The sequence below is a fragment of the Corynebacterium variabile genome (assembly GCF_006539825.1).
In the GTDB taxonomy this organism is placed as follows: Bacteria; Actinomycetota; Actinomycetes; order Mycobacteriales; family Mycobacteriaceae; genus Corynebacterium; species Corynebacterium variabile.
Map to the genome: position 1 here is coordinate 28,240 of NZ_BJNT01000009.1, position 25,708 is coordinate 53,947.

Consider the following 25,708-nt stretch of genomic DNA (forward strand, 5'->3'; position numbering starts at 1 on the left):
TTAGTGTGTGTCAACGTTCTTCAGGCTAGCAGTCGGCCGCTCAATCGAGGCCGAGGACACTCTCCGGCATGATCTCCGTGAGCACGGCGATGAGGCCGGCGGCGTCGGTGACAGTCGCCAGGGCGTCCTCCAGCTCCGCCGCCGTGGCGCGGGAGGGGTCCGGCAGCAGGACGCGGGTCGCGGACGAGCCGGCGCAGGGGACGTCGAGGATCAGCGAGTCCCAGTTCGCCGCCAGCAGCTGTTCCGGGAACCGGCGGGCGACTTCTCCACGCAGCCAGGCACGGGTGGTGGTCGGCGGTGTGGTCACCGCGGCGCGGACCTCCTCGGGCGGAACCAGGGTACGGATCCGACCCTTGCGCACCAGCGCGTTGTAGAGGCCCTTCGCCGGATCGATGTCGTGGTACTGGATGTCCACCATCGCCAGGCGAGGATCGGTCCACTCCAGGCCGCGGGCCCGGTAGGCGTTGAGCAGCGACAGCTTCGCCGTCCAGTCCAGACGGTCCGAGGTGGTCATCGGGTCCCCGGCAAGATCGTCGAGGATGTCGCCCCACACGTCGAGGACCAGCTGGTCGTGCCCGACGAGGCTGTCGGCCAGCGCTTCGGTGACCCGGTTCCGGATCTCCTGCTGGATCTGCACCGCGGTCATCTCCCGGTTGCCGTAGAGCCGCACCGGGTGGGTGCACTCCAGGTCACGGGAAATTTCGCGGACCGCCGCCACCGGTTCGTAGAGGGCGATGTCGGAGAAGTCGACCCCGGCGCCGACGGCGTCGAGCACCAGGGCGGTGGTTCCGATCTTGAGGAAAGTCGCGAACTCGGAAAGATTGGCGTCCCCGATGATGACGTGCATCCGTGCCCAGTCCGAGCCGGAGTGCGGCTCATCGCGGGTGTTGATGATGCCGCGGTTCAGCGTGGTCTCCAGGGAGACGGTCGTCTCGATGTAGTCGGCACGCTGGCTGATCTGGAAGCCCGGATTCTGCCCGGACTCCCCCAGCCCGACGCGTCCGGCACCGGTGTAGACCTGCCGGGTGACGAAGTGCGGGATCAGGGCGGCCTGGACCGCCTCGGCGTCGTAGCTGCGCGGGTAGAGGTAGTTCTCGTGGGCGCCGTAGGACGCGCCCTTGCCGTCGACGTTGTTCTTGTGGATCTGCAGGCGGGGCTGGTCCTCGACCTGCCCGGAGGCCACCGCGGCCTCATGCATCATCAGTTCGCCGGCCTTGTCCCAGATCACCGCGTCCCAGGCGTCCGTCGTCTCCGGCGAGGAGTACTCGGGGTGGGCGTGGTCGACGTAGAACCGGGCCCCGGAGGTGGTGACCACGTTGGCGTTGCCCAGGGCGTTCGGGTCGATCACCGGGGCGGTGCGGTAACGGCGCAGGTCGAAACCACGCACGTCACGCAGCGGTGACTCCTGTGCGTAGTCCCACCGGGTCCGTCGGTTCACCCCGGCACCGGAGGACGCCGCATAGGCGATCACGGCCTGGGTGGAGGTGTCGATCGGGCTGGCGGTGGGTTCGTCGGGGGCGATGATCCCGAACTCGGTCTCGGTGCCGATGATCCGCTTCGGGGTCATGCGGTGGCCTCCTGCTGGTGGACGGTGATGTCGACGACGCGGCGGGAACTGTGGCCGGAGATCCGCGCCCACTCCGCGGGGTTGGTGGTGTCCGGCAGGTCGTCGTTGTCGTGGCACTCCTGGGCGACCGCCAGGTCGATGTGCTCGGCGGAGATGCCGGACCCGGTGCCGCGCAGGGCGTCCTTGATGGCGAACTTCTTCGCCCGGTCGACGATATTGGCCAGCATCGCCCCCGAGGCGAAGTCGCCGTAGAACAGGTCGCGGGCGGAGCCGTCGGAGAAGTGCAGGGTGAGGAACGGCCGGGCGTGGGAGAACAGGCCGTTGACCACCCGTTCCCGCAGTTCGGCGGCGGTGACTGCGGGATCCAGCGGCAGATCGTCGGTGAGGTACTTGCCGAGGATGTCGAGCGACGCCTCCCGGTCCGGTCGCTGCACCCGGATCTTCACGTCGAGGCGCCCCGGACGCAGGATCGCCGGGTCGATGAGCTCCTCACGGTTGGAGGCGCCGATGACGATGACATTGCGCAGTCCCTCCACACCGTCGATCTCGGCGAGCAGCTGCGGCACGACCGTGGACTCCACGTCTGAGGAGACACCGGTACCACGGGTGCGGAAGATGGCCTCCATCTCGTCGAAGAAGATGATCACCGGGGCGCCGGCGGAGGCGATCTTGCGGGCGCGCTCGAAGATCAGGCGGATCTGACGCTCGGTCTCACCGACGAACTTGTTGAGCAGTTCCGGGCCCTTGATGTTGAGGAAGTAGGAGCGGGAGTTCCCGTCGGTCGGGCCGTCGCCCGCGGCGTCCATCCGACGCGCCAGCGAGGACGCCACGGCCTTGGCGATGAGCGTCTTACCGCAGCCGGGGGGGCCGTAGAGCAGGACGCCCTTGGGCGGCAGCAGACCGTAGTCCCGGTAGAGCTCCGGGTGCAGGAACGGCAGCTCCACCGCATCGTGCAACTGCTCGATCTGGCTGGTCAGGCCACCGATGTCGGAGTAGTCGACGTCCGGCACCTCCTCGAGCACCAGATTCTCCACCTCGGCGCGGGTGATGACCTCGAAGGCGTACCCGGCGCGCCGGTCGACGACGACCGAGTCCCCGGGACCGACCTGCTTCGCCTCGATCTCGGAGGTAAGCGCCCCGGCGCATTTCATGAGGGACTCCTCGCCGAGCTTGTCGGCGACCACGATGCGGGACGCGTCGACGACCTCGACGACGGAGGCGAGATCACCGGTGTCGGTGGTGCCGCACACCTCGACGACCTGTGAACCCTCCCCCAGGCGCACCAGGGCGCCGGGGGTGAGGTCGATACGGTCGACACGGGGGCTGACCATCAGGCGCATCCGGCGGCCCGCGGTGTGGACCTCGGCGGTGAAGGCGTCCGGGCCGGTCTCCAGGAGGGTGCCGTAGGTGCTGGGCGGCTCCGCCAGGGCGTCCAGCCGACCGTTGAGCTCGTCGAGCTTGTCGCGGCTGGCCTTGAGGAGCTCGGTGAGCTTGGCGTTGCGGGTGCCGAGGGTCCGGTTGGCCAGCTGGAGCTGGCGGTAGGACTCGGGACCGGAGTCCACGGGAGAGGTGGGGCCGCCGGTGCCACCGGGGGGGCTGCCGTGGCGGGCGTCTGCTGTGGTGTCGTGAGCCGGGCCGTTGGTCATGCCCACAGTCTACAAGGGAGGTAACCCTGTGTAGGCCGGTACCGGCTTACAGGGGGTGGTGCTTCCGTGCCCCGGCGCTGTACTACTTCCGTGCGCGTCGCTGGGGACGCGGGGCGACGGTGCCGTCGGCGAGGCGTCGTGCCCAGACGAGGAAGGCGGTGTGGGCGTTCATCCGGTGCTCCGGGCGGGTGGCCAGGCCCTCGACCTTCCACTCGCGGACCAGGGACTCCCACGCCTTCGGCTCGGTGAAGCACTTGAGCTCGCGGATGCCCTCCATGACCTTCATCAGCTGCGGCACGGTGGCCACGTACGTCATGAAGACGCCGCCGGGGATCAGCAGGTCGCGGACGGTCTCCAGGCACTCCCAGGGGGCGAGCATGTCGAGGATGACGCGGTCGACGGGACCGTCGGTGTCCTCCACGGTGACATCCTTGAGGTCGCCGAGGCGCAGATCCCAGTTCTCCGGGTGGCCACCCATGTACTCGGTGACATTGTCCTCGGCGTAGTCGAGGTGGTCCTCGCGGATCTCGTAGGAGATGAGCTTGCCGTGGTCGCCGACAGCACGAAGCAGGGTCATCGACAGGGCGCCGGAACCGGCACCGGCCTCCAGGACCTTGGCACCGGGGAAGATGTCGCCCTCGACGAGGATCTGGGCGGCGTCCTTCGGGTAGATGACCGCGGCACCGCGCGGCATGGAGAGCACGTGGTCGACGAGCAGGTGGCGGAAGCAGAGGTACTCACCACCGACGTGGGACATGACGACGGTGCCCTCGTCCTTGCCGATGATGTCGTCGTGTCTGATCTGGCCCTTGTGGGTGAAGTAGCTCTCGCCCTCCTCGAGGGTGATGGTGTAGTGCCGGCGCTTGGCGTCGGTGAGCTGGACCCGGTCGCCGGGCTGGAACGGACCGGAGTAGGCCACGGGGTTCCCCTTAAGAGTCGAAGTCGTGAACCTGGACAGTCTAGAGCACGCGTCTCACTCCCCCAGATTCTGTGCCACTCCGCAGACCCCGGCGCGGCAGATCTGGACCAGCGCGGCGCTGCCGTCGCCGTCAGACAGTGCACCGATGAGCCCCGCCCCGTCCTCGGTGCGCAGGATCAGGGCGGAGGTGCCCAGGTCCGCCCTCAGTGCGGCCAGTTGACCGTCGGACGCACCGCGCGTCACCGCGGTCACCGGCCCGGCGAGATGCGCCTCCAGGGCACACAGCCACCCACCGGCCGCCGACAGGTGACGCTCCACGGCCTCACCGTGGGCGTCGAGGATCCGGCGTGCCTCGACCAGCCAACGGTCCCCGAGGACGTGCAGGTCGGTGTCCTCCTGCGACTGGGCGAGGCGTCCTGCATAGGTGAGTGCTTCAGCGAGCACTCCCACGGCAGCCGGAGTGGCGCCGTCATAGGGCTCCCGGGGACGCACGCCGGTGCCTGCCACGGCCTCGGCGCCGTCGTACCAGGTCCCGCGATCGCGGGAGAAGACGAGCTGGGTGTAGCTGACCAGTTCACTGACCTCACTGACGAGATCCTCGCCGTGCTCCCAGGCCCGGACCATGGCCAGCAGCAGCCAGGCGCAGTCCTCCAATGTGCCCGGCGCGCCGGGACAACGGGTCACATCGAGGACCGTGCCCTCGTCGTCGGTGAGTACCGCGTGTTCCAGGAGCGCGGCCGTGGCGCGCTGCCCCTCCGGATCGCCGGTCTCGGTGAGGGCGACGGCGGCCATGGCGTTCCAGGCGGTGATGAGCTTGTCGTCGATCCCCGGTTGAGGACGCTGCGCCCTCGCAGCCAGCAGGGCCTGACGGACCTGTTCGTCCGGGGCATCCCCGCGCAGCGTGAGGACGGACCGGCCGTCGAGATGGCCGTCGGGGGTCACTCCGTAGGCGGTGGCCGCCGCCGTGGCGTCCTGTCCCCGAGCCTGCAGTACCTCGGCGATCTCCGAGGGTGTCCACGTGTAGGTCAGGCCCTCGACCCCGTCGGTGTCGGCGTCGAGACTGCTGACGAAGAGATCGCCGGTGGTGCCGGTACGCATGACCGAGGTGAGGTAACTGCAGGTGAGCTCCATGGCCCGCCGGACCAGCCTGTCCCCGGGGCGGTGGGCCAGGTACGCGGACATGGCACGGACCAGCAGCGCATTGTCGTAGAGGGTCTTCTCGAAGTGCGGGACGGTCCACGTGGCGTCCACGCAGTAGCGGTGGAACCCGCCGCCGAGCTGGTCGAACAGGCCACCCCGGACCATGTCGTGGAGAGTCGTGGCCACCCGGTCGAGGGCGGCGTCCTTCACCGCGGAGTTCTGTGCGCCCTCCTGCTCGGCGTAGCGGACCAGGCCCAGCAGCGCAGCCGTCGGCGGGAACGTCGGTGCACCCTCGACCACCCCGGCACCGGCGGCGACGATCCGCGCCGGGAGCGCCTCGGTGTCCTCGTCGGCGTGCCAGGACGCCGACCCGCCCTCCTCCGACGCTGCTGCCAGGGCCGCGGTGAGCCTGCCGGCCACAGCGTCCACCTGCGTCCGGTCCTCCCGCCAGGTCCGTACCAGCGCTGCGAGGAGCTGCGTGAGCTGGTCGGGCCGGAAGTAGGTACCGGCGAAGAACGGCCGACCGTCGGCGTCGGTGACCACCGTCATCGGCCAGCCGCCCTGCCCGGTGAGCGCCTGGGTGGCCTGCATGTAGACGGCGTCGACGCCCGGGTGCTGCTCCCGGTCGACCTTCACCGCCACGAAACCGGCGTTGATCTGCGCGGCGATATCCGGATCAGAGAAGCTCTCCCGCGCCATGACATGGCACCAGTGGCAGGTGGCGTAACCGATCGACAGGAAGACAGGGACATCCCGGCGGCGGGCCTCGGCGAAGGCCTCCGGGCCCCAGGGCCACCAGTCGACCGGGTTGTCGGCGTGCTGACGCAGGTACGGGGAGGTGGAGTCAGCGAGTCTGTTCGGTGTGCTGGACATGCCCCCACGGTAGCGTGGTCGCGTGCACACCTACCGCCGTGGCGAACAGCTGCTCGCTGTCGCCCTCACCGTTCTCGCCGGATTCGTCGACTCCGTCGGCTTCCTCTACCTCGGCGGTGTCTTCCTGTCCTTCATGTCCGGCAACACCACCCGATTCGCCACCGCCGCGGTTGAGGGTGACGGGAATCTCGCCGTCCTCGCAGGTAGCTGCCTCGGGCTGTTCCTCGGCGGCGTGATCCTCGGTGCGCTGGTCCACCGGCTGGCCCGGAACCTGTGGGATCTCACCCGGGGGCGGGAAGCGGTGATGGTCACCGTCACCGCGCTCTTCGGACTGTCCGCACTACTGGTCGCCCTCGATACCGAGCGGGCGGCGATGCTGGTGCTCTCGGTCGGTATCGGTGCACTGAACAGTGTCTTCGAACGCGACGGTGAGGTCGCGGTCCCGCTGACCTACATGACCGGCACCCTGGTGAAGATGGGCCAGCGACTGGTGGACTCCTTCTTCGGTGGCGGGCATATCCGCTGGATCTCCCACCTGCTGCTGTGGCTCGGGCTCGCGACAGGAGCCGTGGGCGGCGCCCTGGTCTTCGAGATTCTGGGGATTTCCACCGTGTACGTCATCGCGGGCTACATGCTGCTGCTCACGGTGGTCAGCCAGGTGGTACGGGAGGGGCGTCGCCGCGCCGGGCTGCCGCTGTAAAAGCGTGTTCGGCCGCGGACTACAGTCAGGTGTATGAGCACTGTGGACACTGTTGACGTCGCCGACCTCGATGCTGAGCTCGGTTCTCTCCTCACCGGGTCGCTGACCACCGATCCCGACATTCTCGCCACCTTCTCCCGTGACGAGTCCCTCTACTCCCCGGACGGGACGCCGCTCGCCCTGGTCCGGGCACATTCGGTCGACGACGTGGTGACGACGATGCGTTTCGCCCACGCCCACGGCATCCCGGTGGTGCCGCAGGGGGCGCGCTCGGGTATCTCGGGCGGGGCGAATGCGGTGGACGGCTGCATCCTGCTGTCGGTGAAGTCCATGGACCGGATTCTCGCGGTGGACGAGGAGAACAAGACCGTCACCGTGGAGCCCGGCATCATCAACCTGGACCTGAAGAAGGCGCTGCGCTCCTACGGCCTTGCCTATCCCCCGGATCCGGGATCGGTGGCGATGTGTTCCATCGGCGGCAACATCGCCACCAACGCGGGCGGCATGTGCTGTGTGAAGTACGGCGTGACCCGCGAGTACGTCCGCGAGATCACGGTCGTGCTCGCCGACGGGACACTGACCCGCCTGGGCCACCGGACCGTGAAGGGTGTTGCCGGACTCGACCTGGCGGGGCTGTTCACCGGCTCCGAGGGCACCCTCGGCGTCATCGTCGAGGCGACCCTGAAGCTCGTGCCGCTGGGGCCGGATCCGCTCTCCGCCCTGGCGACCTTCCCCTCGGTCAAGGCCGCAGTGCAGACCGTGGCGGCGTACATGGCCACCGGCGCGACCCCCTCCCTGCTGGAGATGATGGACGCGAAGACCATCGGCATGGTCAACGCCCTCGGCGACTTCGGTCTCGACGAGTCGGTCGGTGCGGTCCTCATCATGCAGTCGGACTCCACCACCGCTGCCGCGGACACCGAGGCCTTCGCCGCGGTCGCCACGGACAACGGTGCCCATGACGTCGCCTTCGCCGATAATGCCCAGGATTCCGAGATGCTCGTCGCCGCCCGACGCTCCGCCCAGCCGGCCTGGGAGCACTACGCCCAGGCCCACGGTGGCGGCCAGTTGCTCGATGACGTCTGCATCCCGCGCTCGGCGATGGCGGAATTCTGCGACCGGGTGGACGCCATCAGCGACTCCACCGGTGCGATGGTCGCCGTGATCGCCCACGCCGGCGACGGGAATATGCACCCTTCCGTCTTCTTCGACACCGCCGACGGCGCCTCCGTGGCCCGTGCCCAGGACGCCTTCGACCAGATCATGGCGCTGGGACTCGAACTCGGTGGGACGATCACCGGCGAGCACGGCGTCGGAAACCTCAAGTCGGAATGGCTGGCCAGGGAACTCGACGAGGGTAACCGCCGCCTCCACCGTTCACTCAAGGACGCCGTGGACCCCACCGGCATCCTCAACCCCGGAAAGATGCTGGAGCACCTGTGACCGACCATTCCGCCGATCTCTCTGTGCTGGCTGGACTCCTCGCCGGCTCGCTGACCACCGACCCGGACGTGCTGGCCACCTACTCCCTCGACGAGTCCGAGCACCGGCCCGACGGTGCGGCCCTGGCCCTCGTCCGGGCGACCTGCGTCGACGATGTGGTCGCCACGATGCGGTTCGCCCATGAGCGCGGCATTCCGGTGATTCCGCAGGGCGCGCGCTCCGGCCTCTCCGGCGGTGCCTGTGCCGTGGACGGCTGCATCCTCCTGTCGGTCAAGGCCATGGACCGGATTCTCGCGGTGGACGAGGAGAACAAGACCGTCACCGTCGAACCGGGCATCATCAACCTCGACCTGAAGAACGCCCTGCGTCCCTACGGACTCGCCTACCCACCGGATCCGGGATCGGTGGCCCTATGCTCGATCGGCGGCAATATCGCCACGAACGCCGGGGGCATGTGCTGCGTGAAATACGGGGTGACCCGCGAGTACGTCCGCGAGATCACGGTGGTCCTGGCTGACGGCACCGTCACCCGCCTGGGGCACCGCACCGTCAAGGGCGTTGCCGGGCTCGATCTCACCGCCCTGTTCACCGGCTCCGAAGGCACCCTCGGCGTCATCGTCGAAGCCACCCTCAAGCTCGTGCCCCTGGGCCCTGACCCCCTGTCCGCCCTGGCGACCTTCCCTGATGTGCGCACCGCCACCGAGGCCGTGGCCGCCTACATGGCCACCGGTGCGACCCCGTCGATGCTGGAGATGATGGACGGCAACTCCATCGGTTTCATCAACGCCATCGGTGACTTCGGCATGGATGACTCCGTCGGCGCTGTCCTCATCATGCAGTCGGACTCCACCACGGCTGCCGCGGACACCGAGGCCTTCGCCGCGGTTGCCCGGGACCACGGCGCCGTCGATGTCGCCTTCGCCGACAACGCCCAGGATTCGGAGATGCTGGTCGCCGCCCGGCGGTCCGTCCAGCCCGGCAATGAGCACTACGCCCGCGCCCACGGCGGTGGCCAGCTCATCGACGACGTCTGCGTCCCCCGCTCCCAACTCGCCGAGTTCTGCTCCGGCGTCGAGGCGATCCGCGAGGAGACCGGCACGATGATCGCCCTTGTCGCCCACGCCGGTGACGGAAACGTCCACCCTTCGGTCTTCTACGACCAGCAGGACGCCGCCTCCCAGGCAGCGGCCACCGAGGCTTTCGACCGGATCATGGCCCTGGGCCTGTCCCTGGGCGGGACGATCACCGGTGAACACGGGGTCGGCGTCCTCAAGGCGGAGTGGCTGGCCCGGGAACTGGATGAAGGGAACCGTCACCTGCACCGCGTCATCAAGGAGGCCGTGGACCCCACCGGTATCCTCAGCCCCGGTAAAATGCTGGGTTATGTCTGACTCCACCTCTCTCAGCGCTCTTGCCGACCACCTGACCGGCTCACTTTCCACCGATCCGGACATCCTGGAGACCTTCTCCACGGATGAATCCGTCTACCGCGCCGACGGCCGACCCCTGGCGCTTGTCCGTGCGCAGTCGGTCGATGACGTGGTCGCCACCATGCGGTTCGCCCATGAGCACGGCATTCCCGTGGTGCCGCAGGGCGCCCGCTCCGGCCTCTCCGGCGGTGCCTGCGCCGTCGACGGTGGCATCCTGTTGTCCGTGCGGAACATGGACCGGATCCTGGAGATCGACGAGGAGAACAAGACCGTCACCGTCGAACCCGGGATCATCAACAAAGACCTCAAGGACGCGCTGAAGAAGAAGGAGCTGGCCTACCCGCCGGATCCCGGCTCCTACGCGATGTGCTCGATCGGCGGAAACATCGCGACCAACGCGGGTGGCATGTGCTGTGTGAAGTACGGAGTGACCCGCGAGTACGTCCGCGAGATCACGGTGGTCCTGGCTGACGGCACCGTCACCCGCCTGGGGCACCGCACCGTCAAGGGCGTTGCCGGGCTCGATCTCACCGCCCTGTTCACCGGCTCCGAAGGCACCCTCGGCGTCATCGTCGAAGCCACCCTCAAGCTCGTGCCCCTGGGCCCTGACCCCCTGTCCGCCCTGGCGACCTTCCCCTCGGTCACGGCCGCAGCGTCCGCCGTCTCCGCGTACATGCGCACCGGTGCCACCCCCTCCCTGCTGGAGATGATGGACGGCACCACCGTCGGCATGATCCAGGACATGACTGACTTCGGACTGGATGCCACGGTCGGTGCGGTGCTCATCATGCAGTCGGACGCCACCACCGCCTCCGCCGATGCCGAGGCTTTCGCCGACATCGTGCAGACCCACGGTGCCGTCGACGTGGCCTTCGCCGACAATCCGGACGACTCCGAGATGCTGGTCGCCGCCCGCCGCTCCGCCCAGACCGCCTTCGAGCACCACGCGCAGTCCCACGGTGGCGGGCAGATGCTCGACGACGTGTGCGTCCCCCGCGACAGGCTGGCGGAGTTCTGCGACGGGATCACCCGCATCGGTAAGGAGACCGGGATCCAGGTCGCCGTGATCGCCCACGCCGGCGACGGCAACACCCACCCCTCGGTCTTCTTCGACAACGATGACCCGGCCTCCGTCACGGCCGGTTACGACGCCTTCCACCGGATCATGGGGCTGGGCCTGGAGCTCGGTGGCACGATCACCGGCGAGCACGGTGTCGGCGCGCTGAAGGCGGAGTGGTTGGCGACGGAGCTCGACGAGGGCAACCGCCGCCTGCACCGTTCAATCAAGGACGCCGTGGACCCCACGGGCATCCTCAACCCCGGAAAGATGCTGTCCCACCTGTGACTTCTGAGTCTGTTTCACCCGCTCCCGCGAAACGCCGTCCGCTCGCCCTGTCCCCCTCCCGTGTCGGCGACTACAACCAGTGCCCGCTGCTCTACCGCTTCCGGGCGATCGACCGGCTTCCCGAACCCAGCACCGTCGCCCAGGTCAAGGGGACGCTCGTCCACGCCGTCCTGGAGGAACTGCACGGGCTGCCACGCGAGGAGCGCACCTACCCGACGGCGGTGAAGATGCTCAAGCCGCACTGGGCGGCGATGACGGCGAAGGACCCCCAGCTCAATGAGCTGGTGCCGGAGTCCGACTTCATGGACTTCCTCATCGCCTCCCGTGACCTGGTCAAGGGCTATTTCCTCATGGAGAATCCGGAGGCCTTCGACGCGGACTCGATGGAGAAGTTCGTCGACCTCACCCTGCCGAACGGGGTGCCGGTCCGCGGGTTCATCGACCGGGTGGACGTCGCCCCCACCGGCGAGGTCCGGGTGGTCGACTACAAGACCGGGAAGAAGCCGATCCCCCGGTTCGCCGGCCAGGCGATGTTCCAGATGCGGTTCTACGCCCTGGTGTGGTGGCGGCTCTACGACCACATCCCCGAGCAGCTGCGGCTGATGTACCTCAAGGTCAGAGACGACATGGTCCTTTCCCCGACCCCGGCGGAACTCAACTACGTGGAGAAGGACCTCGGCCGGATCTGGGACGCGGTGGGAACCGACGCCCGGTCCGGCAACTTCGCGCCGAAGACCTCGAAACTGTGCGGCTGGTGCTCCTTCCAGAAGATCTGCCCCGCCTTCAACGGCACCCCGCCGGAGTACCCGGGGGTGCCGCCCGAGTTCGCGTGACGGTGATCAGTAGACGTTGGAGCGGTGCCCGAGTGCAACGGCGACGATGATGATCTCTTCGTCGCGGATCTCCGCCAGGACCCGGTAGTCACCGATTCGGTAGCGCCAGTATCCGGACAGATTCCCGGTCAGTCCTTTACCCCGGTCACGCGGATCATCGAGCCCGCAGACCTCATCCAGGTAGGTCTTGATTCTCCGGAGAATCTGCCGGTCCAGTTTGCGTGCGGCGCGGTCGAACTCTGGCGTTGTTTCCAGCCCCCATGGCTTCCCCCTCTGGTTCACAGTCCCAGTTCCTCCCAGAGTTCCTCAGCTGGTCGGGACGGCTTCCCAGCCTGTTCCCATTTCCGGACTGCCTCATCCTGCCAGTAGGCTTGCTCAATCTCATCGAGATAGGTGTGAACCGCCTGACGGACATAGAAGCTCTTGGATCGGCCTGTCCTGGTGGACAGAGCTTCAAGTCGTGCCTCTTCCTCGGGCGAGAATCGGATGGACATCGGCATCGGAATCACCTCCTACGATACGTGTATCGCACAAGGCTATCCCGTGTTTCCCAACCTGGCAACGGTCATTGAGGACGCGTCACCGAAGTGGCGTCGTCACCCACGGTGACTCCGGGTGGTGAAGCGCGATCACTATGCCGCCGACGTACTCGAAGGAGCCCTCGTCGATGGTCTCGCACCACTGCGTCCGCCCGACGATGAATCCGTCGGCGTGCTCCCGCCAGGAACCGTGGGCCTGACGGGTGATGTCCAGGGCGCCGCGGACCAGGGGCTCGGCGTCCTGTTCGGTGATGCAGCCGGCGCCGTGCGCCATCCACAGGATCCGCAGGGCACGGGCGGTGTCCCAGTCGACCGTGTCGACAGGCAGGGTCGAGGGTAGTGCCATGACCGATTCCTCCATGAGGAACGGTCCGACGATCCGGCGGACTTCGGCAGCGACCGCCTCGTCCGGTACCTCCGGATCCACTGCCTGGCGGGTTGCGGCGATGATGCCGTCGACGTGCTGGCCACGCTCGGCGACCGGCAGGGTCACCAGGTCAGACAGTGTCGGGCGAAGAGCGCGGTACCCGGGATCTCCTGCGTCATTGAGCAGGGCCAGCGCGGTCTGCAGGGCCCCCTTCCCGTCGGTGACGCTCCAGGAACCGTTGAGCATGTGGCGGTTGCGGCTCTCGTCACCGCCACCGCCGAAGAGCTTCTTCAGGCCCTTCTTCGGCTCTGGTGCGGGCCCGGGGCCGTCGATGATGCGGTCAGGTCCGAGCTCATAGGGCAGCGACAGGGACCAGCCGAGTGCAACCTCCGGGTCAAGCCGGTTCTGCCTGGTCAGGTGGTATCCGGTCTCACGGAACCCCGGGAGTTCCAGGTACTAGTCGTAGTTCTGCGCGGTCATCTCATTCGGTGAGGGCATGCTCATCACGGTATCAAGACGGGCCGGTTCCGGAGCGTGGTGGGCAGGATCGGGGAGTCTTCATTCCAGCCCCAACTCATCGAGCAGATCCAGGAACGCCGGCGCGACCGACGTCCGCCACAGGACGTCGACCTTCGCATCCGCCCGCCCCGGTCCCCCGTTGATGACGCTGACCTGCTTACCCTGCTGCTGGGCGGCGAGCACCAGCCGGTAACCACTCATCACGGCCAGTGACGAACCCGCCACCAGCACGGAGGACGCCTTCTCCACCATCTCTGCGGCCCGCTCACGCCGTGCGACAGGAACCGGTTCCCCGAAGTAGACCACGTCCGGCTTCAGCAGAACCGAACCGCAGACCTCACAGCCGACCATCCGGAACTGCTCCACGTGGGCGGCGTCCAGGGTCACGTCGCCGTCCGGGTTGACCTGCGTGGGATCCAGGCGGATCTCCTCCAGATACCCGGGGTTGGCCGCCTCCAGGCGGGCATCGAAGAGACGGCGGTCTTCGGTGTGACCGCACTCCAGGCAGATCACGCGGGCCAGATCGCCGTGCAGGGTCAGCAGATTCCGCGATCCTGCGGAGGCGTGCAGACCGTCGACATTCTGGGTGACGACACCGCTGACCATGCCGGCGTCCTCCAGCTCGGCGACGGCGTAGTGCGTCGCATTCGGCCGGGCCGACGCCATCTCCCGCCAGCCGACGAAGGAGCGCGCCCAGTACCGGTGCGACGCAGCCGGATCATGCCGGAACTCCTGGTACGTCATCGGCCGGTGCCGTCCCAGCGAGCCCTGTGGTCCCCGGTAGTCGGGGATCCCCGAGTCCGTGGAGACCCCGGCCCCGGTGATCACGAGGACGCCACCCTGTCGGAGCTGGGACGCCACCGAGCGCAGCGCGACGTCCGGATCAGAGTGCGTCCCGGTCTCCTCGACCACCCGGGCAATGGACCGCAACGCGGAACGGTGGGCGAGAGTGACCGCATCAGGAAGAGCCATGCGGTCTATTGTAGGCCCGACGACCAGGCCAGTTAGGAGTCGAGGAAGAGCTCCCCGTGCCACACCGGGTGCAGCAGGTTCTCGGTGCTCAGCATCTTGTCCAGGGTCTCCTTGTCCAGCAGCTCCATGTCCAGCACCACCTCGGGCACAGACTTCCCGGTCCGTGCACATTCCTTACCCACCAGGTCGCCGTTGTGGTGGCCGATGAGCGGGTTGAGGTAGGTGACGATGCCGATGGAGTTGTCGACGTAGCGGCGGCAGACCTCCGGATTGGCGGTGATGTCAACGACACACAGGGTGCGCAGCGTGGTGCACGCCCGGGCCAGCAGTCGGATCGACTCGAACAGGGACTGCGAGATCACCGGCTCCATGACATTGAGCTGCAGCTGACCGGCCTCCGCCGCCATCGAGATCGTCACGTCATTGCCGAAGACCTTGAAGCAGATCTGGTTCACGACCTCGGGGATCACCGGGTTGACCTTCGCCGGCATGATCGACGAACCCGCCTGCCGCTCCGGCAGATTGATCTCGTTGAGCCCGGCCCGCGGCCCCGACGACAGCAGCCGCAGGTCGTTGCAGATCTTCGACAGCTTCATCGCCGCACGCTTAACCACCGAGGACGCGTTGACGTATGCGCCCGTGTCACTGGTCGCCTCCAGCAGGTCCCGCGCCGGCTTGATCTCCAGCCCCGTCACCTCCGACAGTGCCGAAGTGACCTGTGCCTGATAGCCGGCAGGGGCATTGACCCCGGTGCCGATCGCCGTACCGCCGAGGTTGACCTCGAGCATGAAGTTCGCTGCCCGGTCGAGCTGCGCCTGCTCCTCTGCCAGGTTGCGGGCGAAGGCGGTGAACTCCTCACCCAGGCTCACCGGCACCGCGTCCTGCAGCTGGGTGCGACCCATGGTGATGATGTCCCGGAACTCATCGCCCTTGGCGGCGAAGGACCGCTCCAGTGCCGCCAGGTGCTTGATGAGCTCCTGGAACGCGGTGTGGATACCCAGCCGGAAACCCGTCGGGTAGGCGTCATTGGTGGACTGGCTCATGTTGACGTCGTCATTGGGGTTGATGACGTCGTAGGCCCCCTTCTCCTCCCCCAGGTACTCCAGGGCGAGGTTGGCGACCACCTCGTTGACGTTCATGTTCGTCGAGGTACCGGCGCCACCCTGGTAGACGTCGATCGGGAACTGGTCCATGCACCGGTGACTGTCGAGGATCTGGTCACAGGCCCAGATGATCGCGTCAGCCTTGTGCCCCGGCAGGGTGTGCAGCCGCCGGTTCGCCAACGCGGCGGCCTTCTTCACCTGCACCATGCCGCGGATGAACTCCGGCAGCTGGTTCAGGGTCGTCCGCGAGATCTGGAAGTTGTCCACCGCACGCAGCGCGTGGATGCCGTAGTAGGCGTCCGCCGGAACCTCCATGGTGCCGAGGAGATCCTCCTCGGTACGGAAGGAATCTGCGGAATGGGCCTGGCGGGAGATCGACTCCGCAGAGGTGATGATGTCCGTGGACAACGTCACCGGTCGGTAGGTCCGCCCGGTCGGCATGGCGTTCGGGTCGTTGTGCGGGTCGACCTGGGGATCGTTCTGGGTGTCTGACACGGAACTGCGTGACCTTTCGGATCAACGCCGGGCCCGGAGACGACGGGTGGGTGGGGTCAGATCCTGGCGATGCGGATGTCGCTGGCCAGGATGGCCTTGGCTCCCAGTGCCGAGAGCTTGTCCATGAGGGAGTTGGCGTCCTTCCGCGGAACCATCGCGCGGACGGCCACCCAGTCCTCATGCGCCAGCGGCGACACGGTGGGGCCGGACAGGCCCGGCGTGATCGACGATACCTGCTCCAGGATGTTTCGGGGGCAGTTGTATTCGATCATGACGTAGTTGCGGGCGTGGAGGATGCCCTCGAGCCGCTTGAGGAAGACGCGCTGCCGCTCGTCGACGTCGGCGCCACGTCGACCCACGACGACGGCGGTTGAGGAGATCAGCGGCTCACCGAACGGTTCCAGGCCCTGCTGACGCAGGGTACGGCCGGTGGAGACGACATCGGCGATGGCGTCCGCCACACCGAGACGGATCGAGATCTCGACCGCGCCGTCGAGGCGGACGACCTTCGCGTCAAAGCCACGCTGTTCAAGGTCGCGACGCACCAGATTCGGGTACGAGGTCGCGATGCGCTTGCCGTCGAGGTCGGCGACGGTCCAGTTCTTCCCCGCCGGAGCGGCGTACCGGAAGGTCGAGGAGCCGAAACCGAGCTCCATGAGCTCCTCGGTCTCCTCACGGGTGTCGGCCGCCAGATCGCGCCCGGTGATACCCATGTCCAGGTGACCGCTGGCCACGTAGATGGCGATGTCCTTGGGGCGCAGGAAGTAGAACTCCACGCCGTTGGCCTCGTCACGGACGGTGAGGGACTTCGTGTCCCCCCGCCCGCGGTAGCCGGCTTCACTGAGGATGTCGGTGGCCGTCTCCGACAGGGAACCCTTGTTGGGGACGGCGACGCGCAGCATCTCGTCGGGTGCACTCACGACGGAACTCCTAGAGGAACTTGTAGACGTCGGCGGGGGTCAGGCCACGCTTGACCATGATGACCTGCAGCCAGTAGATGAGCTGGGAGATCTCCTCGGAGAGCTCGTCGTCGGACTGGTACTCCGCGGCCAGCCAGACCTCGCCCGCCTCCTCGGCGATCTTCTTGCCGAGGTTATGCAGTCCACCGTCCAGGGCCTTGACAGTGCCGGAGCCCTCGGGCCGGTCGACGGCACGCTGGGCAAGTTCCTCAAACAGGGAGTCGAAGTTTTTCACGGGACTTATTGTGGCACATCAACCGTGGACACGGTGATGCGACCCCACATGTCCTGCAGGTCCGCGATTGTCAGGCCGTGCAGATCGCTCCCCTGTCCCGGACGCAGATCGGCGATGTCCACTGCGCCGGCGGGTACGGCGTTGCCCGGGGACGGGACGCCGAGGACGCGGCATCCGGCCGCCACCGCCGAGCGCATCCCGTTGGTCGAGTCCTCCACGACCAGGCAGTCGGCCGGGGCCAGGCCCAGGTACCGGCAGGCCCGGAGGTACGGCTCGGGGGCGGGCTTGCCGTGGTCGACCTCGTCACCGCACACCGAGCCGACGAAGTGGTCCGCACCGATTGTCTGCAGCGCCTGGTCGGTGAGGGACCGGTAGGTGTTCGTCACCACCATCATCGGCAGCATCCCCGTCCCCTCGGTGAGGAGCTCCGGGATGCCCGGGCGGAACGGCAGGTCGGCGGAGAAGAGCCCGGAGACGATGGCGTAGAGCCGGTCCACCCACCGGGACAGCGACTTCTCGTCGAGCGTCAGGCCGGCCCAGTCAGCGCAGATCCGCACGGTGTTCTCCGCGATACCGCCGACCGTGGTCTCGCGGACCTCGGGGGTGAGTTCCCGGCCCATCTCCGCACACATCGCATAGGTCGCCTCGCCCCACCGCGGCTCGGTGTCGACCAGCGTGCCGTCCATGTCCCAGAGAATCGCCTTCATGACTCCCCATCATGCCCCCACGGTTCCGGACAGGTGAACCACCGGTACAGTTCGGCTCTATGACAGAAATCACACAGGGGTATTTCCTTCCGGGCGACGTAGCCACCGACGACGACGGCACCCGGCACCGCGACTTCACCGCCACCCCGGAGACCGAGAGTCCCTGGGGTCACGGTTTCCAGCACGGCGCTCCCCCGTCTGCCCTGGTCACCCACCTGCTCGAGTCCGTCGCACCCGCGGACGGACGTCTCGCCCGGGTGAGTGTCGACCTGCTCGGTGCGGTCCCCCTGGGCCTGCTGCACACCAGCGCCCGGGTCATCCGTCCGGGACGTCGTATCTGTCTCGTCGAGGCGGTGGTCACCGATCCGGAAGGACGCGACGTCGCCCGCGGCACCGGTTGGTGGGTCCACCACGTCGAGACCACCGCCGTGGAGAAGACCGTGGCTGATCCCGTCACTCCCCGCGACGAGTGCACCGTCTCGGACCCTGAAGACCCCACATCCTTCCTCGGCATGTGGGCCTCCGGCTACATCGACACCCTCGAGGTCTACTCCGCCCCCGGTCAGGCCTGGGTGCGCAGCCCGATGTCCGTGGTCGCGGGTGTCCCGGACTCCCCCTGGGTCCGGCTCATGGGCGTCGCCGACACCGCCAACGGCACCAACCCCACCCTCAACCCGCGGGAGTGGCAGTTCATGAACACCGACATCACCGTCTGTCTCCACCGCCTCCCCCGCGGTGAATGGACCGGCATCGTGGCGGACGCCAACTACGGGCCCGACGGTGTCGGACTCACCGTGGCCCGGCTCTATGACGAGGAAGGCCCGGTCGGCACCTGCAACCAGGCGCTGATGATCAATCCGCTCTAGTCGTCCTGCTCGATGATCCGGTCCAGGTCGTCGATGACGTCGTCGGCGTTCTGGTCGTGCTCGAAGGCCAGCTCGGTGATGATGGCGCGGAAGTCCTGCTGCTCCTCGTCCTCGAACACCGCGTCGCCGTGACGTTCGCTCAGCGCACTGAGCGCACCGTAGGCGGAGATGACCGCCAGGGACATCTCCGCCGGCTCCTGCCGGATCTCGTCGGTCAGCCGTCGGAGGATCTCCGCGGCGTCGGAGGCGACCTCGGGCGGGTACGGGGGCTCCCAGAACTCCCTCTCCTCCTCGCGGAGGTAACTGCCGGTGGACAAGGACTTCAGCGTGTCCAGTAACTCGGCGATGAGGTCGGCGGAACTGCTCACAGCCGGACCCCCAGCAGGGCGTCGCAGGCGGTGCGCAGGACGGTCCCGGCGTCCTCGCCCTCCGCGGGAACGGTCGCGGTGGCGTCGGAGGGGGCGGATGCGGCGGTGTCGGAGATCCGGGCGCACCAGGAGTCGATGAGCGTCAGCACGCGCGGGGTGTCGAGATCGTCGGACAGCGCCGCCCGGACGTCCGCGACGAGCTGAGCCGCAGCAGACGCCGGGCGGGAGGCAGCGGTCTGCGCGGCAGCCCGCCACCGGGCGAGGCGGTCCTCGGCGCGGGCCAGCACGGCGTCCGACCAGTCGCGGTCGGCGCGGTAGTGCTGCTCGTAGAGCCCCAGCCGGACCGCAGAGGCGTCGTGGCCGTCGGCGGTGAGCTTCGAGACGAAGACGAGGTTGCCCAGGGACTTGCTCATCTTCACCCCGTCCAGGCCGATCATGCCGGTGTGGACGTAGTGGTCGGCCATCCGGTCGCAGCCGTGGGCGGCCTCGGCGTGGGCGGCGGAGAACTCGTGGTGCGGGAAACGCAGGTCGCTGCCGCCGCCCTGGACGGCGAAGGACGCACCGAGCCGGTTGGTGGCGATGGCCGAGCACTCGACGTGCCAGCCGGGGCGTCCGGCACCGAAGGGGGCGTCCCAGGAGGGCTCGCCGTCGCGCCGGGCCCGCCAGACGAGGGCGTCGAGCGGGTACCTCTTGCCGGCACGGTCCGGGTCGCCGCCGCGCTCGGCGAAGAACTCAGCCATCTCGTCGGCGGTGTACCGGGACTCGTAGCCGAACTGCTCGGTGAAGGTGTGGTCGACGTAGATGTCGGGGAACTCGTCACCGTCGAGGCGGTACGCTGCACCGACCTCCAGCAGGCGGCTGACGAGGTCGATGACCTCGTCGACGGACTCCATCGCACCGATGTACTCGCGCGGCGGGATGACCGACAGGGCCTCCATGTCGGAGCGGAAGAGGTCGATCTGGGAGGTCCCCAGGTCGCGCCAGTCCACGCCGTCACGCTCGGCGCGTTCGAACAACGGATCGTCGACGTCGGTGATGTTCTCCACGAAGTGGACCCGGTGCCCGTTGTCGAGCAGGGCCCGGTGGACCAGGTCGAAGGTCACGTAGGTCGCCGCGTGGCCGAGGTGCGTCGAGTCATAGGGGGTGATCCCGCAGACGTAGATCCCCACCTCCCCGGACGCCCAGTCGGTGCGGACCGGCCGCACGACGTCATCGGCGGTGTCGTACAGGGACAGGGGAACCCCGTCCCCGGACAGGGTGGGGACTTCAGGGAGAGGCCATGAACGCATGGCCACAGATACTACCCGCGGAGTTACGCGGCCATCACGCCGAGACCCAGCAGAAGCATGACCAGCAGGCCGACGGGGATACGCCAGGCCGCGAACCAGGCGAAGGAATGGTTGGCGACGAACTTCAGCAGCCAGGCGATCGCGGCGTAACCGATGAGGAAGGCGACGGCGGTGCCGACCAGCAGCTGCAGGCCGCTGGCAGCCTGGCCGGAGGACGGGTTGAAGGCGTCCGGCAGGCTGAACAGGCCCGACGCCAGAACGGCCGGAATCGCCAGCAGGAAGGAGAACCGGGTCGCGACCTCACGGTCGAGGTTGAGGAACAGGCCCGCCGAGACCGTGCCGCCGGACCGCGAGACACCCGGGATCAGGGAGAGGCACTGGGCGAAGCCCATGACAAGGGCGTCCTTCATGGTCAGTTCATCGAAGCTGCGCTTCTTGGTACCGACCTTCTCCGCGACGATGAACACGAAGGAGAACAGGATGAGGACGGACGCGGTGATCCACAGGTTGCGCAGTGCGTCACGGATGGCGTCCTGGAACAGGAAACCGAGGACCCCCACCGGGATGGTGCCCGCGATGACCATCCACCCCATCCGGTAGTTGAGGTTGTCGCGCTTCTGCCGGTCGAACAGCCCGGCGAACCACGCGGTGAGGATCATCCAGATGTCCTTGGCGAAGAAGACGAGGACGGCCAGCTCGGTGCCGAGCTGGACAACGGCGGTGAAGGAGGCGCCGGCGTCCTCGTCCCAGAAGAGCTCGGAGACGATGCGGAGGTGGCCGGAGGACGAGACCGGGAGGAACTCGGTGAGTCCCTGGACGATCGACAGGACGACAACCTGCAACCATCCCATGTCCGTGGTCGCCGTCTCAGAGGCGGAGAGAAGAGTCTGGGTCATGTGTGGAGAGGTTACCGGTACAGGGTGTAGTAGCGTGTGACGGGTGAAGCGCCTGTCCCACAAGACCGTCAGTACCTCGGTGATCGCTCTCGCGGCCACCCTCACCCTCGCCGGCTGCGGCGGAGATTCCGACGACGGGGACGGTGAGACCGTCGTCGGCGTCGCCGCGACCCCCGAAGCCTCCCCGTCAGGAACCGGCAGCGACGCTGTCGGTGAGGTGACCAGGGGCGATACCGTCACGGACCTCGCCCGTGTCGGACTCGGGGAGGACGCCGCGGGCACCGACGCGGTGGCCGTCCTCGGTGACGGCGAGCTGGCGGTGGGCACCCTCAGTGAGATCGCCGACGGCAGTGCCGACACAGTCACGGTCGACCCGACGTGTGACCGGGTCGTCTCCGCCCCCGAGGGTGTGATCCTCACCTGTGGCGACACCGTCAGCGTGCTCGACGACTCCGGCAAGGAGACCCGCAGTCTCGACATCGGGTCCACCGTCACCGGCGCAGCCGTGGTCGCCGACGGCACGGTGGCTGTGTCGACTGAAGGCTCCGACAAGGTCACCTGGTACGACGCCGAGGGAGACAAGAAGAACTCAGAGAGCGCCACCGCCACCCCCTCGGGCATGGTGCCGGTCGGCAACCATCGCAACACCGACGAGGACGGGACCGCCCAGTGGCGCGTCGCCGTCCTCGACACCCAGCAGTCCTCGGTGGCGGACATCGACATGGACAAGCGGCAGTACAACGCCGCCCTGCGTGTCGGTCAGGGGCTGGGTACCGCTTCGGCGAGCCAGAACCCCGACGGAGTGCTCGTCGCCTCAGACCCGCGGACCGACCAGGCACTTGTCTACACCCTCACCGACGTCATCCGGCACACCCAGGCCGTGCACACCGGCCCGTCTCCCTGGGCGGTCCAGTGGGACACCGGGCGTCAACTCATGTGGGTCTCGACCACCGGTGACAACAAGCTGACCGGCTACAGCCTCGCCAGCGGCACCCCGGTCGAGGTCGGTCAGGTCGACACCGTCGCCGATGTCCGGCAGATCACCGACAACCCCGACGGCGACCTGCTGCTCATCGGCGAGGACGGCACCCGCCAGCTCATCGACGCCGCCGACCTGCCCGTCGGCAAGTGACGCCCGAAGCACGAGTAGAACCTGCTAGAATTCCCCCAGAAAAGGACTCCTGACGTGTCTGCCCTCCCCTCGTTCCGTGCCGTGCGCGGTGTCGTCTACGACGCCAGCCTCAAGGTCATGTTCCGGCTCCGCCCGGAGCGGATCCACGTCCTGATGAACCGCTGGCTGTCCCTGGCGTCCCAGGTACCGGTGATCCGGAAACTGCTGCGTCGGTTCCTGGTCGTCGATGACCCGGTGCTCGCCCAGACCGTCGCCGGTCTCGACTTCCCCCGCCCGCTGGGCCTGGCCGCAGGCTTCGACAAGAACGCCACCGAGGCCGACATCTGGGGCCCGCTGGGCTTCGGCTCCGCCGAGGTCGGAACCGTCACCGCCGCCGGCCAGCCCGGCAACCCCACCCCACGGCTGTTCCGGCTCAAGGCGGACCGGGCGCTGCTCAACCGCATGGGCTTCAACAACGACGGGGCCGCGGCCGCCGCAGAGCGGCTGCGCGACCGTGTCGAGCCGGAGCCGCTGGGTGTGAACCTCGGGAAGACCAAGGTCACCCCGGCGGAGAAGGCAGCAGACGACTACCGCATCTCCGCGCAGGCCGTCGACGGTGTCGCCGACTACCTGGTCATCAACGTCTCCTCTCCCAACACCCCCGGCCTGCGGGACCTGCAGGCCGTCGAGTCGCTGCGTCCCATCGTCGAGGCCGTGCGTGAGGTCAGTGCGCGTCCCCTGTTCGTGAAGATCGCCCCGGACCTCTCCGACGAGGACGTGGACGCGGTGACCGATCTCGCGGTGGAGCTGCGGGTCACCGGACTCATCGCCACCAATACGACGATCAGCCGGGAAGGTCTGGTCACCCCCGGTGTCCGTGAACTCGGTGCCGGTGGCGTCTCCGGTGCCCCGGTGGCCGCCCGTGCCCTGGAGGTACTGCAGCGCATCCACCGCCGGGCCGGCGACCGACTCGTACTCATCGGTGTGGGAGGCATCGAGACCCCGCAGCAGGCGTGGGAGCGCATCGGCGCCGGTGCTACGCTGCTGCAGGGTTACTCCGCCTTCATCTACGGCGGTCCGGACTGGATCCGGGACATCCACCTGGGTCTGGCCGACCAGGTGCGTCGTCACGGACTGGCGGGTATCTCCGAGGCCGTGGGCGCGGAGCTTCCCTGGATCGACTGACCCGGAGGTCGGTCAGTTCTCCGCCCAACCCCACAGCAGGGCGCGGGCGGAGGCGTTGAAGTTCAGGTTGAACCCGAGGATGGTCGGGGTGGACCGGTCCGGGATATCCAGCCGCCGGGGGACGGCGTGGACGGCGTAGATGTAACGGTGGGGACCGTGGCCGGCCGGCGGCTCGGCACCGTAGAAGCCGCGGCGATCACTGTCACCGCGCAGGGCCACAGCGCCTTCGGGCAGACCGACGAGTTCATCGTCGCCGGCGCCGGCGACCAGGGATGTCACCGAGGCCGGGATGTTGAACACGGCCCAGTGCCAGTAGCCGGCACCGGTCGGGGCATCCGGGTCGTAGCAGGTCACGGCATAGGTCTCGGTCCCCTCCGGAGCGCCGGACCAGGACAGCTGCGGGGAGATGTCGTGACCGCCGAGCTGCCCCTCGGCAAGGCGTCCACCGTCGGTGAAGTCCTCACTGGTGACGGTGAAGGTCGGCAGGTCTGTCAGTGGCCCGTAGGGGTCGGGGCCTGGGAACCGGTCATCGATGTACGTGGGCTGGTGGTTCTTCTGTTCTGGAACGCTCATGTGCTCCAGTATGCCTCAAACCGGTGGAGGTGCCACGACGATTTGGACTCCTCTGACCACGCGGGCTACAGTATGCGAGTCCGCACGGCGCTTCCCATGGCCCGTGCAGCAGTTACCCTGTCCGGGTGGCGGAATGGCAGACGCGCTAGCTTGAGGTGCTAGTGTCCTATTAACGGACGTGGGGGTTCAAGTCCCCCTCCGGACACGCAGAAAGAGACAAGGCCCGCCGGCATGGCGGGCCTTGTCTCATTTTCATCATCGGTCCGCGTCACGGAAAGAGGTGTCCTGACATGCGTCGTTCCGACCTCCGGGGGCTCCCCTGGCGCAGACTCACCGCCCTCGGCATGGTCCTGGTGCTCCTGGCCGCGATGATGGTCGTCGTCCCGATGCCGGACGCCGACAGCGTCCGTGACACGGTCTCCGCCACGGGCGCCTGGGCGCCTCTGACCTGGCTGGGGCTGATGGTCGCCTGTACCCAGCTGCCGTTCCCCCGGACCGTCTGGACGATCTCCGCCGGAGCCCTGTTCGGGGCCCTGCTCGGCAGTGTCCTGGCCCTGGTCGCACTGGCGGTGTCCGCGACAGTCTCACTGCTGCTCGTCCGCAGACTCGGTGCCCGGACCGTGAGACGGACCTCGGACCCGGACAACCACGCCCGACTCGCGGTACTCCAGCAGATGCTCTCGCAGCGTGGCTGGGTCAGCGTCCTGGGCCTGCGGATGATCCCGGCGGTCCCGTTCAGTCTGCTCAACTACGCCTGCGCGGTCACGAAGATCCCCTTGGCCCCCTACCTGGCCGCCACTGTCGTCGGCTCGGCGCCAAACACGGTGGCCACGGTACTGGCCACGGATGCACTGCTGGGCGGCGGAAGCCCTTGGATACTGGGGATCAGCGTGGTGGTCATCCTCCTCGGCGTCCTGCTCACCGGTCGGGAGATGCGGCTCCTCCGGGCAGGGGTCAAGTCGACAGGGTAGACATCCATGGTTGTATCGTGGACCCATGTTCGCCATCCACGCCCTGTACCACGGTCGGTCGAGACGACGGGCCGACTACATCCGAGACGTCGCCGAGGCGCTGGCCTCCACCAGTGCAGTGTCCGACGTCCGAATCTACAGCGCTGAGGGGTTCGCGGTGGTCTCCCCCGATGCCGACGGTGCCACGACCGTGGTTCTCAACCTGCTGCAGGCAGGTGATTTCGCGGTGGGCATCGGCGCCGTCGTCGCCGACCCGGACGATGTCGGGGATCCCGGGGTCGTGCACGACCAGCTCTTCGAGGCGGCCGCCCGCTCCTTCGGGCGCCAGCATCGGGCAGCGACGGTCACGACCCGTGTCGAGCTTCCCGGTCCCGGCGGAGTGCGTGCCCCGGGCATACCGGCGGATGTCGCCGACGATGTCACCGCCGCCTTCACCCTTCTCGCCCACGTTCTGACGCGGCGGACCCCCGAAGGTCGGGAGGCGACGGCGCTCATGCGTCAGGGCTACCTCCAGACCGAGGCGGCAGACTACGTCGGCATTTCCAAGCAGGCCATGTCCCAGCGGCTCGCCGCGGCCGGCTGGCAGGCGGAACAGGCCGGGTGGACGCTGGCTGTCCACATGCTGCGTCGGGTCACCGAGCTGGTCTGACCGCCACC

26 protein-coding genes and 1 tRNA gene are annotated in these 25,708 nt (G+C 67.9%); 11 read left to right on the forward strand and 16 right to left on the reverse strand.

What is annotated here, in order from left to right; translation table 11 throughout:
- Window positions 1-40 precede the first annotated feature (40 nt).
- From dop to CVA01_RS06450, 4 genes are all read right to left on the reverse strand, one after another.
- The gene (dop, locus tag CVA01_RS06435; protein WP_141329505.1) at window positions 41-1,567 is read right to left on the reverse strand and encodes a depupylase/deamidase Dop; all 1,527 of its coding nucleotides are present in this window, start codon (window positions 1,565-1,567) and stop codon (window positions 41-43) included.
- Window positions 1,564-3,213, reverse strand: coding sequence for a proteasome ATPase (gene arc, locus CVA01_RS06440; protein ID WP_244938183.1), 1,650 nt, complete (start codon window positions 3,211-3,213; stop codon window positions 1,564-1,566). The genes dop and arc overlap by 4 nt, the downstream gene beginning before the upstream one ends.
- 82 nt (window positions 3,214-3,295) lie before the next feature.
- Entirely contained in the window at window positions 3,296-4,132 is an 837-nt protein-coding gene (locus CVA01_RS06445; protein ID WP_014009942.1) for a tRNA (adenine-N1)-methyltransferase, read from the reverse strand.
- 54 nt (window positions 4,133-4,186) lie between these two features.
- Window positions 4,187-6,145, reverse strand: a complete 1,959-nt coding sequence (locus CVA01_RS06450) for a thioredoxin domain-containing protein (protein ID WP_141329507.1) — start codon at window positions 6,143-6,145, stop codon at window positions 4,187-4,189.
- 22 nt (window positions 6,146-6,167) lie between these two features.
- Between CVA01_RS06450 and CVA01_RS06455 the strand changes: the two genes are divergently transcribed.
- From CVA01_RS06455 to CVA01_RS06475, 5 genes are read left to right on the forward strand one after another with little or no spacing between them, the layout of a single operon-like run.
- A complete protein-coding gene (locus CVA01_RS06455) occupies window positions 6,168-6,845 on the forward strand; it encodes a YoaK family protein (RefSeq protein WP_014009944.1) in 678 nt (225 codons plus the stop codon).
- A 33-nt stretch (window positions 6,846-6,878) separates the two neighbouring features.
- The gene (locus tag CVA01_RS06460) at window positions 6,879-8,288 is read left to right on the forward strand and encodes an FAD-binding oxidoreductase (protein ID WP_041629997.1); all 1,410 of its coding nucleotides are present in this window, start codon (window positions 6,879-6,881) and stop codon (window positions 8,286-8,288) included.
- Window positions 8,285-9,679: an FAD-binding oxidoreductase gene (locus CVA01_RS06465; RefSeq protein ID WP_141329509.1), complete on the forward strand. Its 1,395-nt coding sequence runs from the start codon at window positions 8,285-8,287 to the stop codon at window positions 9,677-9,679. Before CVA01_RS06460 ends, CVA01_RS06465 begins: the two co-directional genes overlap by 4 nt.
- Window positions 9,672-11,063, forward strand: a complete 1,392-nt coding sequence (locus CVA01_RS06470) for an FAD-binding oxidoreductase (protein ID WP_141329511.1) — start codon at window positions 9,672-9,674, stop codon at window positions 11,061-11,063. Before CVA01_RS06465 ends, CVA01_RS06470 begins: the two co-directional genes overlap by 8 nt.
- Window positions 11,060-11,896: a RecB family exonuclease gene (locus tag CVA01_RS06475; RefSeq protein ID WP_014009947.1), complete on the forward strand. Its 837-nt coding sequence runs from the start codon at window positions 11,060-11,062 to the stop codon at window positions 11,894-11,896. Before CVA01_RS06470 ends, CVA01_RS06475 begins: the two co-directional genes overlap by 4 nt.
- Window positions 11,897-11,902: 6 nt before the next feature.
- Here CVA01_RS06475 and CVA01_RS06480 read toward each other — a convergent pair whose 3' ends face one another.
- From CVA01_RS06480 to CVA01_RS06515, 8 genes are all read right to left on the reverse strand, one after another.
- Window positions 11,903-12,178 (reverse strand): type II toxin-antitoxin system RelE family toxin, encoded by a 276-nt coding sequence (locus CVA01_RS06480; RefSeq protein WP_014009948.1) that lies wholly within the window; start codon window positions 12,176-12,178, stop codon window positions 11,903-11,905.
- Window positions 12,175-12,396 (reverse strand): type II toxin-antitoxin system RelB family antitoxin, encoded by a 222-nt coding sequence (relB, locus tag CVA01_RS06485; RefSeq protein ID WP_041629998.1) that lies wholly within the window; start codon window positions 12,394-12,396, stop codon window positions 12,175-12,177. Before relB ends, CVA01_RS06480 begins: the two co-directional genes overlap by 4 nt.
- Before the next feature lie 79 nt (window positions 12,397-12,475).
- Window positions 12,476-13,048: a DUF1266 domain-containing protein gene (locus tag CVA01_RS06490; RefSeq protein WP_014009949.1), complete on the reverse strand. Its 573-nt coding sequence runs from the start codon at window positions 13,046-13,048 to the stop codon at window positions 12,476-12,478.
- A gap of 312 nt (window positions 13,049-13,360) precedes the next feature.
- Window positions 13,361-14,293, reverse strand: a complete 933-nt coding sequence (locus CVA01_RS06495; RefSeq protein ID WP_014009950.1) for a Sir2 family NAD-dependent protein deacetylase — start codon at window positions 14,291-14,293, stop codon at window positions 13,361-13,363.
- 32 nt (window positions 14,294-14,325) lie between these two features.
- On the reverse strand, window positions 14,326-15,837 hold the full coding sequence (gene aspA / locus CVA01_RS06500) for an aspartate ammonia-lyase (protein WP_052302596.1): 1,512 nt from the start codon (window positions 15,835-15,837) through the stop codon (window positions 14,326-14,328).
- Window positions 15,838-15,947: 110 nt separating this feature from the next.
- Window positions 15,948-16,793, reverse strand: coding sequence for an ATP phosphoribosyltransferase (hisG, locus tag CVA01_RS06505; RefSeq protein ID WP_041630560.1), 846 nt, complete (start codon window positions 16,791-16,793; stop codon window positions 15,948-15,950).
- Window positions 16,794-16,821: 28 nt separating this feature from the next.
- On the reverse strand, window positions 16,822-17,085 hold the full coding sequence (locus tag CVA01_RS06510; RefSeq protein WP_014009953.1) for a phosphoribosyl-ATP diphosphatase: 264 nt from the start codon (window positions 17,083-17,085) through the stop codon (window positions 16,822-16,824).
- A gap of 5 nt (window positions 17,086-17,090) precedes the next feature.
- Window positions 17,091-17,792: an HAD family hydrolase gene (locus CVA01_RS06515; protein ID WP_014009954.1), complete on the reverse strand. Its 702-nt coding sequence runs from the start codon at window positions 17,790-17,792 to the stop codon at window positions 17,091-17,093.
- A 59-nt stretch (window positions 17,793-17,851) separates the two neighbouring features.
- Between CVA01_RS06515 and CVA01_RS06520 the strand changes: the two genes are divergently transcribed.
- Complete coding sequence (locus CVA01_RS06520) at window positions 17,852-18,658, forward strand: thioesterase family protein (protein ID WP_170209717.1); 807 nt, start codon at window positions 17,852-17,854, stop codon at window positions 18,656-18,658.
- Here CVA01_RS06520 and CVA01_RS06525 read toward each other — a convergent pair.
- From CVA01_RS06525 to CVA01_RS06535, 3 genes are read right to left on the reverse strand one after another with little or no spacing between them, the layout of a single operon-like run.
- Entirely contained in the window at window positions 18,655-19,026 is a 372-nt protein-coding gene (locus CVA01_RS06525; RefSeq protein WP_041630005.1) for a hypothetical protein, read from the reverse strand. The genes CVA01_RS06520 and CVA01_RS06525 overlap by 4 nt on opposite strands.
- Window positions 19,023-20,315, reverse strand: coding sequence for a cysteine--1-D-myo-inosityl 2-amino-2-deoxy-alpha-D-glucopyranoside ligase (mshC, locus tag CVA01_RS06530; protein ID WP_041630562.1), 1,293 nt, complete (start codon window positions 20,313-20,315; stop codon window positions 19,023-19,025). Before mshC ends, CVA01_RS06525 begins: the two co-directional genes overlap by 4 nt.
- A 23-nt stretch (window positions 20,316-20,338) precedes the next feature.
- Window positions 20,339-21,211 (reverse strand): undecaprenyl-diphosphate phosphatase, encoded by an 873-nt coding sequence (locus CVA01_RS06535; protein WP_014009963.1) that lies wholly within the window; start codon window positions 21,209-21,211, stop codon window positions 20,339-20,341.
- A gap of 43 nt (window positions 21,212-21,254) precedes the next feature.
- On the opposite strand from CVA01_RS06535, the gene CVA01_RS06540 reads away from it, so the two are divergent.
- Both CVA01_RS06540 and CVA01_RS06545 read left to right on the forward strand, forming a co-directional pair.
- Window positions 21,255-22,343: a hypothetical protein gene (locus CVA01_RS06540; RefSeq protein ID WP_014009964.1), complete on the forward strand. Its 1,089-nt coding sequence runs from the start codon at window positions 21,255-21,257 to the stop codon at window positions 22,341-22,343.
- A 54-nt stretch (window positions 22,344-22,397) separates the two neighbouring features.
- The gene (locus CVA01_RS06545; protein WP_014009965.1) at window positions 22,398-23,507 is read left to right on the forward strand and encodes a quinone-dependent dihydroorotate dehydrogenase; all 1,110 of its coding nucleotides are present in this window, start codon (window positions 22,398-22,400) and stop codon (window positions 23,505-23,507) included.
- Between the two features lie 12 nt (window positions 23,508-23,519).
- Here CVA01_RS06545 and CVA01_RS06550 read toward each other — a convergent pair whose 3' ends face one another.
- Window positions 23,520-24,080, reverse strand: a complete 561-nt coding sequence (locus CVA01_RS06550) for a YbhB/YbcL family Raf kinase inhibitor-like protein (RefSeq protein ID WP_141329515.1) — start codon at window positions 24,078-24,080, stop codon at window positions 23,520-23,522.
- A gap of 119 nt (window positions 24,081-24,199) precedes the next feature.
- Here CVA01_RS06550 and CVA01_RS06555 point away from each other — a divergent pair.
- From CVA01_RS06555 to CVA01_RS06565, 3 genes are all read left to right on the forward strand, one after another.
- A tRNA-Leu gene (locus CVA01_RS06555) sits at window positions 24,200-24,285 on the forward strand.
- Window positions 24,286-24,370: 85 nt separating this feature from the next.
- A complete protein-coding gene (locus tag CVA01_RS06560) occupies window positions 24,371-25,051 on the forward strand; it encodes a TVP38/TMEM64 family protein (RefSeq protein WP_014009967.1) in 681 nt (226 codons plus the stop codon).
- Window positions 25,052-25,076: 25 nt separating this feature from the next.
- Window positions 25,077-25,700 carry a DNA-binding protein gene (locus CVA01_RS06565; protein WP_141329517.1) on the forward strand — a complete coding sequence of 208 codons (624 nt, stop codon included), beginning with the start codon at window positions 25,077-25,079 and terminating at the stop codon, window positions 25,698-25,700.
- Window positions 25,701-25,708: the final 8 nt, after the last annotated feature.